At 65.7% G+C, this 14,189-nt stretch carries 12 protein-coding genes; 7 read left to right on the plus strand and 5 right to left on the minus strand.

What is annotated here, in order from left to right; translation table 11 throughout:
- Positions 1 to 4 precede the first annotated feature (4 nt).
- Positions 5 to 1,048 (minus strand): glutathione S-transferase family protein, encoded by a 1,044-nt coding sequence (locus MWU77_RS03885; RefSeq protein ID WP_247272972.1) that lies wholly within the window; start codon positions 1,046 to 1,048, stop codon positions 5 to 7.
- 41 nt (positions 1,049 to 1,089) lie between these two features.
- Positions 1,090 to 1,770 (minus strand): GNAT family N-acetyltransferase, encoded by a 681-nt coding sequence (locus MWU77_RS03890; RefSeq protein WP_247272973.1) that lies wholly within the window; start codon positions 1,768 to 1,770, stop codon positions 1,090 to 1,092.
- 38 nt (positions 1,771 to 1,808) lie between these two features.
- On the opposite strand from MWU77_RS03890, the gene MWU77_RS03895 reads away from it, so the two are divergent.
- The 3 genes from MWU77_RS03895 to MWU77_RS03905 all read left to right on the plus strand — a co-directional run bounded on the left by MWU77_RS03895 (position 1,809) and on the right by MWU77_RS03905 (position 5,480).
- Entirely contained in the window at positions 1,809 to 3,293 is a 1,485-nt protein-coding gene (locus tag MWU77_RS03895) for an MFS transporter (RefSeq protein ID WP_308198754.1), read from the plus strand.
- A gap of 44 nt (positions 3,294 to 3,337) precedes the next feature.
- On the plus strand, positions 3,338 to 4,393 hold the full coding sequence (locus MWU77_RS03900; RefSeq protein ID WP_247272974.1) for a class I adenylate-forming enzyme family protein: 1,056 nt from the start codon (positions 3,338 to 3,340) through the stop codon (positions 4,391 to 4,393).
- Positions 4,394 to 4,523: 130 nt separating this feature from the next.
- On the plus strand, positions 4,524 to 5,480 hold the full coding sequence (locus MWU77_RS03905) for an adenosine deaminase (protein WP_240959037.1): 957 nt from the start codon (positions 4,524 to 4,526) through the stop codon (positions 5,478 to 5,480).
- Positions 5,481 to 5,493: 13 nt separating this feature from the next.
- Here the strand turns inward: MWU77_RS03905 and MWU77_RS03910 are convergent, their stop codons facing one another.
- Positions 5,494 to 6,798 (minus strand): D-arabinono-1,4-lactone oxidase, encoded by a 1,305-nt coding sequence (locus MWU77_RS03910; RefSeq protein ID WP_281499141.1) that lies wholly within the window; start codon positions 6,796 to 6,798, stop codon positions 5,494 to 5,496.
- Between the two features lie 75 nt (positions 6,799 to 6,873).
- On the opposite strand from MWU77_RS03910, the gene MWU77_RS03915 reads away from it, so the two are divergent.
- The 3 genes from MWU77_RS03915 to MWU77_RS03925 are packed head-to-tail and all read left to right on the plus strand — an operon-like array spanning position 6,874 to position 9,412.
- Positions 6,874 to 7,515: a TetR/AcrR family transcriptional regulator gene (locus MWU77_RS03915; RefSeq protein WP_247272976.1), complete on the plus strand. Its 642-nt coding sequence runs from the start codon at positions 6,874 to 6,876 to the stop codon at positions 7,513 to 7,515.
- 17 nt (positions 7,516 to 7,532) lie between these two features.
- Positions 7,533 to 8,756: an amino acid deaminase/aldolase gene (locus tag MWU77_RS03920; protein WP_374229807.1), complete on the plus strand. Its 1,224-nt coding sequence runs from the start codon at positions 7,533 to 7,535 to the stop codon at positions 8,754 to 8,756.
- A gap of 32 nt (positions 8,757 to 8,788) precedes the next feature.
- Positions 8,789 to 9,412 (plus strand): alpha/beta hydrolase, encoded by a 624-nt coding sequence (locus MWU77_RS03925; RefSeq protein WP_169687568.1) that lies wholly within the window; start codon positions 8,789 to 8,791, stop codon positions 9,410 to 9,412.
- A 92-nt stretch (positions 9,413 to 9,504) separates the two neighbouring features.
- Here the strand turns inward: MWU77_RS03925 and MWU77_RS03930 are convergent, their stop codons facing one another.
- Positions 9,505 to 11,307, minus strand: coding sequence for a long-chain fatty acid--CoA ligase (locus MWU77_RS03930; RefSeq protein WP_169687567.1), 1,803 nt, complete (start codon positions 11,305 to 11,307; stop codon positions 9,505 to 9,507).
- A 169-nt stretch (positions 11,308 to 11,476) separates the two neighbouring features.
- Positions 11,477 to 12,112, minus strand: coding sequence for a phosphoribosyltransferase (locus tag MWU77_RS03935; protein ID WP_247272978.1), 636 nt, complete (start codon positions 12,110 to 12,112; stop codon positions 11,477 to 11,479).
- Between the two features lie 222 nt (positions 12,113 to 12,334).
- Here MWU77_RS03935 and MWU77_RS03940 point away from each other — a divergent pair, with 222 nt between their 5' ends.
- Positions 12,335 to 14,185: a DEAD/DEAH box helicase gene (locus MWU77_RS03940; RefSeq protein ID WP_247272979.1), complete on the plus strand. Its 1,851-nt coding sequence runs from the start codon at positions 12,335 to 12,337 to the stop codon at positions 14,183 to 14,185.
- Positions 14,186 to 14,189 lie beyond the last annotated feature (4 nt).

Consider the following 14,189-nt stretch of genomic DNA (forward strand, 5'->3'; position numbering starts at 1 on the left):
CGGATCACAGTGGAGTGTGATCGGAAGGCACGGTCTCCTCTGCACGCGGCGGGGGAGGCGGTGTGCCGTCGCCGAACGGCCGGCCGCCGAGCGCTTCCCGGCCGTGCGGCGTCAGCCAGCCCGACAGGTCGGGCCCCTTCGGCACGATCTGTGTGGGATTGATATCGGTGTGCACGATGTAATAGTGCTGCTTGATCTGCACGAAATCTGTCGTGTCGCCGAACCCGAGCGTCTGGAACAGGTCGCGCGCGTAGCCCCACAGCGAAGGAAACGCGGTGAGCGGATTCCGGTTGCACTTGAAATGGCCGTGATAGACCGGATCGAACCGCGCGAGAGTTGTGAACAAGCGGACGTCGGCCTCGGTGATCGTGTCGCCCACCAGGTAGCGCTGGTCGGTGAGCCGCTCCTCCAGCCAATCGAGCCGGGCGAACAACCGGTCGAACGCGGCGTCGTACTTGTCCTGTGAACCGGCGAATCCGCACCGGTAGACGCCGTTGTTGACATCGCGGTACACAAGTTCGGCGACCTCGTCGATCTCGCTCCGCAGCGATTCCGGGTACAGGTCCGGTGCACCGTCGCGGTGGAACGCGGTCCACTCGGTCGAGAAGTCCAGTGTGATCTGCGCGTAGTCGTTCGTCACGACCTTCCCGGTCGGTACGTCGACGATGGCGGGCACGGTGATGCCTCGGGGGTAGTCGGGCTGCCGCGCGAAATACGCGTCCTGGAGGCGTTCGATACCCAGTACCGGGTCGACACCGCCGGGATCGAGGTCGAAGGTCCAGCTGCGCTGGTCGTGGGTCGGGCCGCACAACCCCAGCGACAGCGCGTCCTCCAGCCCGAGCAGTCGTCGCACGATCAACGTGCGGTTGGCCCACGGACAGGCACGTGCCGCAACAAGACGGTAGCGGCCCGCTTCGACCGGGTATCCGTCGCGGCCGTCGGCGGTGATCCGTGTCGAGATGTAGTTGGTGTCGCGGGTGAACTCGGCACCCGGCTCGACGTAGCCGGCCTGCGTCGAGGATGTGTTGTCTGTGGGCTTGCTGGTCATGACACTCCCTGGAATCGAATAGGTCGTCGGGTCCGAACCGGTTACCGAGCCGAAAGATGCACTGTGATGAGGGTGCCCCATTCGACGTACCCCGACACCGCGGCGAGCCCACGTGCCGAAAAATTGTCGCGGCGAGCTCGCCACAGAGGGATGAGGCCCGCATCGAGTGCGTCGTGCGTGCAGAGCGTCGCTACCGTGGCGCCGAGCCCGAGACGTCGATGCTCCGGTGTCGTGAGGACCCGCACATCAGCAAGGAGCGACTGAAATTCGCGGTAGCTCGCGGCGGCGAGCGGCTGGTGGTCGTCGTCGAGCAGGACGAATGCGCGATCGGGTACATCCGCGCCGAGTTCGGTGCTGTCATCGGGCGGACAGCGTCGAACCAGTTCGGCGAGGTCCGCCGGGTCGTGCGAGATCAAGGGATTCTCGACGCGAATCGCATCTGTCCACTCCGGACACAGACCGAGTACTTCGGTGCGGGCCGCGTAACCTCCGGCTGCAGCGCGCACGGCGCGCTCGTCTGCGGGCGCAGCGAGGGTGGTGACGGCGGACAGGGCGGGTTCGGGGCCCACCACCGCGAGAGTGTCGCCGATGCTGAGCACTCGGACCGTATTGGCCGTATCGTCCACTTTCGTCACGAGGACACCGGGGGAGAGGGCGTCGTCGGCGAGTCCGAGTTCGCGGCACCACGCGAGGGCCGCGATGCTCGAGAGATGGTGATCCACACGGATACCGTATCCCCGGACCGGGGAGAGGATGTGCTGTGAGATCAGGGGACGAGCCCGCCGTACCCGACGCTCACTGGGCGGCACTCACCGCATTGTGCCTGGGATTCTTCATGATTCTGGTCGACAGCACGATCGTGTCGGTGGCGAACCCGGCGATCATGCGAGCCTTGGAAGCCGACCTCGAGAGCGTTGTGTGGGTCACCAGCGCCTATCTGCTCGCGTTTGCGGTGCCGCTGATGATCACCGGCCGTCTCGGCGATCGGTTCGGGCAGCGCCGAATCTATTTGTCGGGTCTGGTGGTATTCACCTTCGCGTCGCTGTGGTGCGGGATGTCGTCTTCGATCGAGACGCTCATCGCGGCGCGTGTGCTGCAGGGGTTCGGGGCGGCGCTGATGTCTCCGCAGACCATGGCGGTGATCACCCGTGTTTTTCCGTCGGACCGGCGAGGCATGGCGATGGGCATCTGGGGTGCGATCGGCGGGGTCGCAACGCTCGTCGGGCCGCTCGCGGGTGGGGTGCTCGTCGACGGGTTCGGCTGGGAATGGATCTTCTTCGTCAACATTCCGATCGGACTGGCAGGTTTCGTGCTGGCTCTCCGATTCGTGCCCGCCCTCCCGACTCAGGCCCACCGATTCGATGTGCCGGGGGTGGTGCTCAGTGGCGTCGGGATGTTCTTCCTGGTGTTCGGACTTCAGGGGGCAGGCGAGAGCCCGTGGTCGTCGAATGTGTGGACGAGTGTCGGCATCGGCGTCGTATTTCTGGTGATCTTCGTGTGGTATCAGTCGCTGGGGCGGGACGAACCGCTCGTGCCGCTGACGCTGTTCCGCGATCGGAACTTTGCACTTGCCAACATCGGGATTGCGTCGATCGGCTTCGCGATCACTGCCTTCATGCTTCCGCTGATGTTCTATGCGCAGGATGTCCGTGGGCTCGATCCCACCGAGTCGGCGCTGCTCATGATTCCGATGGCGGTGTTGAGCGGTGCGTTCGCACCTTTCGTCGGACGCCTCGTCGATCGGGTACACCCGCGGTATGTCGCGGGCCCCGGTTTCGCGCTGCTGGCCGTTGCGTTCGTGTGGCTCTCGCTGGCAATGACTCCGGACGCGCACCTGTGGCAGTTGCTGATGCCGATCGGACTGACCGGTTTCGCATCGGCGGGCGTCTGGTCGACGCTGTCGACCACAGCCACCCGCAACCTCGATCCCCGGCTGGCGGGCGCGGGTTCCGGCGTCTACAACGCCACCCGGCAGTTGGGTGCGGTCCTCGGCAGCGCGGCGATGGCAGCGGTGATGGCTGCGTCGTTGTCCAGGCGCGGTCTGGGAAGCGGGTTGTTGCAGCGGGACAGCATCGACGAACTGCCCGGCTCGATACGTGAGGCGTACGCGGTGTCGATGGCGCACTCGATGTGGCTTCCCGCGGCGGCATTGACGCTGGGTTTCCTCGCTTCGGCGTGTTTCGCACGTCCCCCGCGGGTCGAGATCCGGGGTATCGAGGAACCCAGTTCTCCGGCCAGAATGTGACCCACGCCATATAGTGCAAGCACGGACGGTGTTGGGAGGTGGCAATGTCGCTGGCAGTCGTCGGAATATCCACGCGGGCGGACTGGCTGCAGAGTGAGCGCGCGATGCACCGTTGCGGAGGGATTCTGCACTACGACGATCTCGAACCGTGCCTTGCCGAAATGCTCGATCGCAGTGCATTGCGGTATTCGCAACGTGTCGCTGTGGTGGACGCGGACGGCCACACGATCACCTACCGCGACTTGTGGACCGAAGCGGCGAAGGTGGCGGGAGGGCTCCTCGATCAGGGCGTCGGTCCCGCCGACCGAGTTCTGGTGCATCATCCGAACGGCTTCGAGTGGCTCCGCGCATTCCTCGGGGTCGTACTCGCCGGTGGTGTGCCGGTCCTACCGGATCCCACGTGCAGCGACACCGAGATCGACTGGATGGCATTCGACAGCGGAGCGGTGCTCATCCTGGACGGTCCCCTTCCCGAGGGAGTTCCGTTCCTCGACGGCGGTGCCTCGCCCGACGAGCTCGCACTGCTCTACTACGTCCGAGGCTGTGGCGGTGACCTGCGCGGCGTGGAACTGACCAACAGGAACGTTCTTTCAACGATCGAGGCCGTCGGACATGCCATGGACCTGGCGGACGAGCCCGGACGCACCGTGATCACCGCGCCGCTGTCCACCGCGGTGGGATGCAGCGTGCAGTTGCTCCCGACCCTCGCGTTCGGTGGGACCGCCGTCGCGGCGGGCGCGCGAGGGACCCGCGTGCCGTGGCGACACCTTCGCGCCTCGTTCCCGGCTTCACGTTGCATTCGTGGGTGGGGTGTCGCGGAGACCGGAGGAATCGGTCTGCTGCTTCCATCGGAGCATCGCCGCGGACATCCGCGCAGTGTCGGTGTGCCCTTCGGTGGAATCGAGGTCGCGTTGCTCGGCCCCGAGGCCGAGCAGGGGAGGGGAGAACTGCTGTGCCGCGGACCGAGCGTCGCCCGCGGCTACTGGAACAACCCGGCAGCAACTGCCGAGATGTTCGACGACGGCTGGTTTCGCACCGGCGACCAGGTGTCCATCGACGCTGCAGGCTTCGTCAACCCTGTCGCGGTACTGGTGTCGTGACGTACGACCTTGGGCCGCAGTACTTGTGACCTGGAGCGCTTCCGCAGGTCAGGTATCATTTCTCGGAGCCGTATGAGGGTGCATTGCCTTCACGGAGAGGCACACACCCGCTTGGAAAGGCGATGGGGCATTGGTCGAGGAAGGCGCGGTCCTGCACGAGCACGGCTTGGCGGAACTGCACGTGCACATCGAGGGAACCCTCGAACCTGAGCTGATCTTCGCTCTCGCGGAACGCAATCGGATCGAGCTTCCGTACCGGGACCTCGATGATCTGCGCGGGCGATACGAGTTCGGCGACCTCGTGTCGTTCCTCGACCTCTACTACGCCAACATGGAAGTCCTGCGCACCGCAGAGGATTTCGCCGATCTCGCTCGCGCTTACTTCGCGAGGGCGGCGCGGGCGGGTGTCACGCGGGTCGAGTTCTTCTTCGATCCGCAGGCCCACACCGCACGTGGAGTGGAGTTGCGCGAGGTCGTCGACGGTCTCGCCGACGCCGCTGCCGGTGCGCAGCGCGAGTACGGGCTCGACGCGGCGATGATCGCGTCGATTGTGCGCGATCGCCCGGTGGCCGAGGCGAACGACACCTTCACAGACCTGATGAAGATGCAGGCCCCGATCATCGCCCTCGGACTCGACTCGGCGGAGGTCGGGTATCCGCCGTCACTGTTCGAGGACGTGTTCGCCCGTGCTCGCGCGGAAGGACTGCGCATCACTGCGCATGCCGGCGAGGAGGGACCGCCGGAGTACGTCCGGCAGGCACTGGATCTCCTCGGCGCCGAGCGCATCGACCACGGCATCCGGTCACTCGAGGATCCCGATCTCGTCGCACGTCTTGTGGAAGAGCAGATCCCGTTGACGGTGTGTCCGTTGTCGAACGTCCGGTTGCGAGTGGTCGATACGCTGGCCGATCATCCGCTGCGCCGCATGCTCGAAGCGGGATTGTCGGTGAGCGTGAACTCCGACGATCCGGCCTACTTCGGCGGGTATGTGGACGACGCATTCACCGCTCTGCGAGAGCACCTGGGCTTGACGGACGAGGAAAGAGCGGTCCTGGCGCGCAACTCGATGCGCGCAGCATTCCTCTGATTCCGATCCGGTACTACGCACCGAGTACACGTCGTAGACAGGCGTTGTCGAACATGCGCTGCGGATCGACGCGGTCGCGCACTGCGAGGACGTCGTCGAATCGGGGATATGCCTCGCTCAGTTCGGCGGCGGTGAGGCTGTGCAGCTTGCCCCAGTGAGGGCGTCCGCCGACGGATCGTGCGATGGCCTCGACTGCCGAGAAGTACTCGCGATGCTCGCCTCGATGGAACTGGTGCACCGCGACATAGGCGGTGGCGCGCCGATGGGCGGTGGACAACCAGACGTCGTCCGCGGCAGCGAAACGCACCTCGATCGGAAACCCGATCCGCAGCTCGGTGCGGCTCAGCCAGGTGGCGATGTCCTCCAGGACCGCGGGTAGCGCCTCGACCGGTATCGCGTACTCCATCTCCTTGAACCGCACACGCCGATTCGACGCGAACACCCGGTGGCTGCGATCGGTGTAGGTGCGCTCCGACAGCGCGCGCGCCGACACGGAATTGAGTCGGGGGATCAACGAGGGTGCCCGGGTTCCCAGGTGCTGGAAGGCGTTGAACACGCCGTTGGAGAGGATCTCGTCGTCGACGAATCCTCGTATCCGACCGACGGGGTCGACGGGCGTGGCTCCGGGCAGCCGCGTGTTGGTTTTGGTGAGCACGCCATCGGTGTGAGGGAACCAGTAGAACTCGAAATGGTCGGCGCGAAGCCGGTCGTCGAGGCTGTCGAGCGTCTCACTCAGCGAGGAGGGCGTCTCATGGGCACGCAGGCGGAACGCGGAGACGCACTCGAATGTCACGTTGGAGAGAATGCCGAAGGCCCCGATCCCGAGCCGGGACACCTCGAACAGGTCGGGGTTGTGCTCGGGCGAACACTCGACGATCGATCCATCGGCGAGCACGGTGGTCAGCGCCCGAACCTGCGCGGAGAGGCCGGTGAAATTCGTGCCCGTTCCATGCGTTCCGGTGGAGATCGCTCCGGCGACGGATTGGACGTCGATGTCGCCGAGATTGGGCAACGCGAGACCGAGTGACCACAGTTCTTCACTCAGCTCGTGCAGGCGCGTCCCGGCCCGTACGCTCACGAGCGCGCCGGTGTCGGTGGGTGAGACTGCCTCGATCCCGGTCATCCGGTCGAGTGAGACCAGAGTGCCGTCGGTGACCGCGACACCGGTGAACGAATGGCCGGCGCCGACGGCTTTGACCCGTCGGTTCTGTTCGGCGGCGCGCACGATCACCGCTGCGAGTTCGGTCGTGCTGCCCGGTGTGTCGAATTGTTGCGGGCTCGCGTGCTCGGTCCGTGCCCAGTTGTGCCAGGTCGCCATCTCCACATGATCGACCTGGACACGCGTTCAGGTCAATAGCCCACTTGGACGCGTGTCCCGAACTACCATCGGGACATGTCGAACCGGTTGCCCGCGGACGAGCGTCGAACCCAACTCGTCGAATCTGCACTGGAACTCGCCGAAGGGGGTGGCGTCGGCGCGGTCACTGTCAGGGCGGTTGCGGAGAATGCCGGGGTGTCGCTGGGGGTGGTGCACTACTGTTTCGACAGCAAGGAAGCCCTCGTCGTCGCGATGGCCGAGAGTCTGATTCAGCAACTTGCCGACACCATGCGCACCGCGTTCGACATCCCCGACGACGGACCGGCACCGGAGGGTGTTCGTGGTCTGCGGGAACTGCTGTTCAATGGGCTCAGTGCCATGTGGCCGTCGATCGAGGCGACCGCGGGCCGTCAACTTCTCACCTACGAGATCACCACCTACTCCCTTCGTCACCGCAGTGCGGACGCCCTCGGGGGCGACATCGCCATGCAGCAATACCGCATCATGGACGAGCAGGCGCACGCGTTCCTGGCAGCATGTGCCGAACAGACCGGGACGATGTGGACGGAGCCGATCGAATCGGTGGCGCGTACCGCGCTCGCACTGATCGACGGGCTCACGCTGCGCTGGCTCGTCGACCGGGAAAGTGATTCGATCGTCAGCGAACTCGACGATATAGCGGCGATCATCGCGGCCCGCGCCGTCGACAGGTCATGACACACACCTCCACACCGATGGGACAACCATTGAGTACCGCTGTACCCGGCAGGACTGTCGTACCCGGCAACACCGCTGTTCTCGACCGCCTCGATGCGGCGACATCGGATCTGGATCCACCGTTCGCGGCACTGGACCTGACAACATTGCGACACAACGCAGCCGATCTCGTCCGTCGCGCGTCGGGCACGCCTGTACGGGTCGCGAGCAAGTCGGTGCGTTGCCGGGCTGTGCTCGAGGAAGTGCTCGGCGCCGGACTCACAGCGCAGGGCGGATTCCGCGGGATCATGGCGTACTCGTTGCGCGAAGCGCTGTGGCTCGTCGAATGCGGTGCCCGCGACATCCTGCTCGGATATCCGACCGTCGACCGGGCGGCGCTCGCGGAACTCGCGGCGAATCCCGTCGCGCTCGGATCCGTGGTGCTCATGATCGATGCTCCCGCCCAGTTGGATCTGATCCGAAATTCCATGGGTACCGGAGCGGTCCGACCTCGAGTGTGTCTCGATGTGGATGCCTCGCTGCGTGTCGGCCCGGTACACCTCGGGGTGCGGCGGTCACCGTTGCGCACCCCCGATCAGGCCTCGGAACTCGCGCGGATCGCGGTGGCAGGCAATTTCGACGTCGTCGGAGTCATGTTCTACGAGGCGCAGATCGCAGGACTGCCCGATTCGTCGCTGCCCGTCCGGATGGTCAAGAAGATGTCGGCGAAGGAACTCGCCACACGGCGAGGCGAGGTGGTCGAGGCGGTCTGTGCCGTCTCCGGGGACCTCGAGATCGTCAACAGCGGCGGCACCGGGTCGATCGAGGTGAGCTCGGCCGACCCGGTGGTCACCGAGGTCACCGCCGGGTCGGGCCTGTATGTACCGACACTGTTCGACACCTACGACGCTTTCACACCGAATCCTTCGTTGTTCTTCGCATTGTCGGCTGTCCGCAAGCCCGCACCGTCGATCACCACCCTGTTCGGCGGCGGGTACATCGCATCGGGACCACCGGGCGCCAGCCGTGTTCCCCGGCCGATCCGGCCCGCAGGCCTGAAGCTTCTACGCAACGAGGGTGCAGGTGAAGTGCAGACCCCGGTGCATGGCCGCTCCGCAGCGGATGTCCCGATCGGAGGGCGGGTGTGGTTCAGGCATGCGAAGGCAGGAGAGCTGTGCGAGAGATTCGCGCAGATCCACGTCGTCGAGGCCGGTGCCCGCACTGCCGTTCCCACCTACCGGGGCGAGGGACACTGCTGGTGAACGATCGGCGGTGGTGAGCGGATAATGCACCCATGCCGTTCTTCGACGGGGCCGCAGGCCGCATCCACTACCGCACCTGGAATATCGACGATGCGTCGGTGGGCGTCGTCTTTGCACACGGATTCCGGCAGCACACCGCCGATTACCACCGTTTCGCGGCGGGGCTCGGTGCCCGCGGTATCGCACTGTGGGGCATCGACCTGGCCGGGCACGGATTGTCCGAGGGCGAACTCGATGCGCCCGGGTCCGTCGAGTCCCACGCGGCCGATCTGTCCGAATTGACGGTGATCGCGGAGAACGCCGGGATCCCGCTTGTGCTGATGGGACATTCGCTCGGTGCGGCGTCTGCGCTCGCGTTGCTGCGCACCGACGCCGTCCGCTTCCGGGCCGCGGTCCTGTGTGGGACTCCGCGCTCGGCGACACGACCGGAGTTCGCTCGGGCACTCGTCCGATCTGGTCTGCCCGTCCTCGCCGTGCACGGCCTCGACGACCGGCTCGCCCCCGTAGAACCGGTGCGGGCATGGGCCATGGAGGTCCCGAATCTGCAGTTCGACGAGTATCCCGACGCGGGGCACGATCTGCTTCACGAACCGGTCCATCGTGCCGTCACCCGTGACATCGCAGAGTTCGTCCTCGACGTCACCGCGCAGCCCTGAACGCTTCCTGCGGACGAACGAGGGTGCCGTCCATCTCGGCCAGGCGAGTGGACGGCACCCTCGTTCGTGCAGTGCCCGGTCGGGCCGGCGGATCAGGCGTAGATCGCCTCGATTGCCGAACCGTGCTTGTCGTGGATGATGTTGCGCTTGAGCTTGAGTGTCGGGGTCAGCTCGCCGGTCTCGATCGTGAAGTCGGTCTCGAGGATGCGGTACTTCTTGATCGCCTCGGCCTTCGACACCTTGGCGTTCGTGGCCGCCACGGCCGAGTCGATCTCGGCGATCAGGTCGGGGTTCTTGATCAGGTCTGCGATCGCGGTGCCCGCAGGCAGGTTGTGGCGTTCGAGCCAGCCCGGGAGGGTCTCCGAGTCGATGGTGATGAGTGCGCCGATGAACGGCTTCGAATCACCGACGACGAGAACCTGGCTGATCAGCGGATGCGCACGCAGGGAATCCTCGAGGATCGCGGGTGCGACGTTCTTGCCGCCTGCTGTGACGAGCAGTTCCTTCTTGCGTCCGGTGATCGAGATGAATCCCTCGGCATCGATCGTGCCGATATCGCCGGTGTGGAACCAGCCGTCACGGATCGAGTCGGCGGTGGCCGCGTCGTTCTGCCAGTAGCCGTCGAAGACCACGGGTCCCTTGAGGAGCAGTTCGCCGTCCTCGGCGATCTTCGCGGAATGCCCATTGAGGGGCCGTCCCACCGTGCCGACCTTCTGATGTTCCGGGGTGTTCATGATGATGCCGCCCGTGGTCTCGGTGAGGCCGTAGCCTTCGAACACCGTGACGCCGATGCCGCGGAAGAAGTGCCCGAGGCGCGCGCCGAGAGCGGCGCCGCCCGACACGGCGCGGGTCGCGTTGCCGCCGAGTGCATCGCGCAGCTTCCCGTAGACGAGCTTGTCGAACACCGCGTGCTTGGCCTTGAGCACGAGGCCGGGGCCACCCGATTCGAGTGCCGTGCTGTACTCGATCGCGGTCTCGGCAGCCTTGTCGAAGATCTTGCCCTTGCCGCCGTCGTAGGCCTTCTGCTTCGCGGAGTTGTAGACCTTCTCGAACACGCGCGGAACGGAGAGGATGAAGTTCGGCTTGAACGCGGCGAACTGGTCGAGCAGTGTCGTCAGATCCGAGGTGTGACCCACCGTGACCTTGTGGTCGAACGATGCGAAGGAGATCAACCTGGCGAACACGTGGGCGAGGGGCAGGAACAGCAGCGTGCGCTGTCCGGCCACCATCGAATCGGGCAGTCCGAGTTGTGCGGCGGTCGACTCGGCGAAGAAGTGACGATGCTTGAGCTGCACGCCCTTCGGCTTGCCGGTCGTGCCCGAGGTGTAGATGAGGGTGGCGGCGGATTCCGCGTTCACCTGCTTGCGACGTTCGTCCACCTGCTCGTCGGTGAGTGCAGCGCCGCGCGCGGTGAGTTCCTCGATTGCGCCCTTCGAACCCGAGACCGGATCGATCTGCAGGAGCTCGCGCACGGTCGGGGCAGCCTCGGCGACCTCGCGAACGACGTCGGCCTGCTCGGTGTTCTCGACGACGAGCAGGGATGTTCCCGAGTCTTCGAGGATCCACTTCGACTGGTCGGCTGCGGAGGTCTCGTAGATCGCGACAGTGGCACCGCCTGCGGTCCAGATCGCGTAGTCCAGCAGAACCCATTCGTAGCGGGTGCTCGAGAGGATCGCGACGCGGTCGCCCAATTCGACTCCGGACGCCATCAGGCCCTTTGCCACGGCCCGGACCTCCGCGGCGAACTGGACTGCCGTGACCGGAACCCACTTGCCGTCGATGAGGCGCTCGAACGGCACGAAGTCGGGTGACTCCTTCTCGTGCCGGAACACCGAATCTGCCATCGACACGTCGTCCGGAATCGCGAACGACTGCGGAACGGCAATCTCACCCATCTGTGACCCCTCCATCTTTTTGAACTTGCGGTGTGCATTGCATCACAGAATGTCCGCTTCTGCACCATCCGTACTGCCGGTTTTGAGAAGTTTCAGGGTTCATTGTGCGTGATCTGCGACACGAAAGCTACCCGCAGGTAGCTTGACGTCGACTTCAGGTTCGCGCCGTTCACGTGTTGTCGCGCAGGACTCCGGCGGCTTCGTCGTCGCTCAACTGATGGAAGTCGGAGTAGGCCGCACCCACGGAGTCGTGGTCCTTCGGGGTCCATGGGCAGATCACCTCGTCCGCGTCCCGGCCTACCCGGCGCACGGCTTCCGGTGAGGCAATCGGAACGGCGAGCACCACCCGTACGGCACCGGCGGCGCGTGCGGCCATGCATGCGACCACCGCGGTTGCGCCGGTCGCCATGCCGTCGTCGACGATGACGGCGGTGCGCCCGTCCAGCGCGACACGTTCGCGACCGGAACGCAGCAGTGCACCACGACGTTCCAATTCGATCTGCTCGCGCTCCTGCACGGCTTCGATGGACTCGGTGCCGATCCGGGTGAGCCGAACAACCTCATCGTTGAGGACCCGGATGCCACCCTCGGCGATTGCCCCCATGGCAAGTTCGGGTTGCCAGGGCACCCCGAGCTTGCGGACGACGAGCACGTCGAGGGGAGCGCCGAGAGTGCGGGCGACTTCACGGGCCACGGGCAGACCGCCGCGGGGGAGCGCGAGCACGACGATGTCTGCTCCACGGAGGTGCTCGACCGAGCGGGCGAGCCGCCGGCCGGCTTCCACACGTGAGGAGTACCGCCGCACCACCCCAGTATGAACCCCGCCCGGTGTCGACTCTCCCGTTCGGTCCGGTGCCGACTCTCCCGGTGGGAACGGTGAGCATGCTCCGCCGCTCTACCAGCGGGTAGAGTCCGGGATCGAGGGTCCTCATGAGTGCCGACACACGCCTGCTCGGGGCGTGTTTCGGCACACTCTTGCGTGGGTGTGGCACGGAAACGGCGTGCCATCCGATAAACTGCTGGTCAAATGAGTGAAATCGAAAACGCCCCCGACCAGGAGACCGCATCCCTCACGTTTGCCGATCTCGACATCGACGACCGTGTGCTGAAGGCCCTTTCGGACGTGGGTTATGAGTCCCCGTCGCCCATTCAGGCGGCAACCATCCCACCACTGCTGGAGGGTCGGGACGTCGTCGGTCTCGCTCAGACCGGCACCGGTAAGACCGCCGCGTTCGCAGTGCCCATCCTCTCCCGGATCGACACGTCGAAGAAGCGGCCCCAGGCGCTCGTGCTCGCGCCGACCCGTGAACTCGCGCTGCAGGTCGCAGAGGCTTTCGGGAAGTATTCGTCCCATATCCCGGGCTTGCACGTGCTGCCCATCTACGGCGGCCAGGCCTACGGTGTCCAGCTCTCCGGGCTGCGTCGTGGTGCGCAGGTCATCGTCGGTACCCCCGGTCGTGTGATCGATCACCTCACCAAGGGCACCCTCGACATCTCGGAACTCGAGTTCCTCGTTCTCGACGAGGCCGACGAGATGCTCACGATGGGCTTCCAAGAGGACGTCGAGCGGATTCTCGCCGACACCCCCGAGACCAAGCAGGTCGCGTTGTTCTCGGCGACGATGCCCGGCGCGATCCGCCGGCTGTCGAAGCAGTATCTGAACGATCCGCAGGAGATCACGGTCAAGTCGAAGACCACGACCTCCTCGAACACCACCCAGCGCTGGGTGCTCGTGTCGCATCAGCGCAAGCTCGATGCGTTGACGCGGATCCTCGAGGTCGAGTCGTTCGAAGCGATGATCATCTTCGTCCGGACGAAGCAGGCCACCGAAGACCTCGCCGAGCGACTCCGCGCCCGGGGCTTCTCCGCCGCGGCCATCAACGGCGACATCGTGCAGGCGCAGCGTGAGCGGACGATCGGTCAGCTCAAGAGCGGTGCGCTCGACATCCTGGTCGCGACCGATGTCGCGGCCCGTGGCCTCGACGTCGAACGCATCAGCCACGTCGTCAACTACGACATTCCCCACGACACCGAGTCGTATGTTCACCGCATCGGACGCACCGGTCGTGCAGGGCGAAGCGGCGACGCGTTGCTGTTCGTCGCGCCGCGTGAGCGGCACCTGCTCAAGTCGATCGAGCGGGCCACCCGCCAGCCGGTCACCGAAATCCAGCTGCCCAGCGTCGATGACGTCAATGCACAGCGTGTGGCCAAGTTCAACGACTCGATCACCGAGGCGTTGACGTCCGAGCACCTACAGCTCTTCCGCACGTTCATCGAGGACTACGAGCGCGAACACGATGTTCCGCTGGCCGACATCGCGGCCGCGCTCGCTGTGTTGTCCCGCGACGGCGATTCGTTCCTCATGGAAGAACAGCCGGAGCCCATCGCCCCGGCTCGTCGTGAGCGGGAGCCCCGCGAGCGTCCGCCCCGTCGTTTCGACGACGGCCCCAAGGTCGGTCGCGACGGTCAGGAGATGGCGACCTACCGCATCGCAGTGGGTAAGCGGCACCGAGTGCAGCCGGGCGCGATCGTCGGTGCGATCGCCAACGAAGGTGGCCTGCGCCGCGGCGACTTCGGGCACATCAGCATCCGCGCCGACCACAGCCTTGTCGAGCTTCCCAAAGACCTGCCGCAGCAGGCCCTCGAGGCGCTGCGCGCCACACGGATCTCCGGTGTGCTGATCCAGCTTCAGCGCGACACCGGTGCGCCGGGCGGACGGCCCGGGGCATATCGCGGTGGTGATCGTCGCGGCGGAGACCGACGTGGAAGCGACCGCGGAGACCGCGGGGGCGATCGCCGCGGTGGCCGTAAGGACTACGGCAGCGGCGACTTCACCCACCGCAGCGATCGCGGTGGCCGTGGAGGCTTCCGCGACTGAAAGT

Source organism: Rhodococcus sp. F64268 (genome assembly GCF_023015605.1).
Taxonomy (GTDB): Bacteria; Actinomycetota; Actinomycetes; order Mycobacteriales; family Mycobacteriaceae; genus Rhodococcus.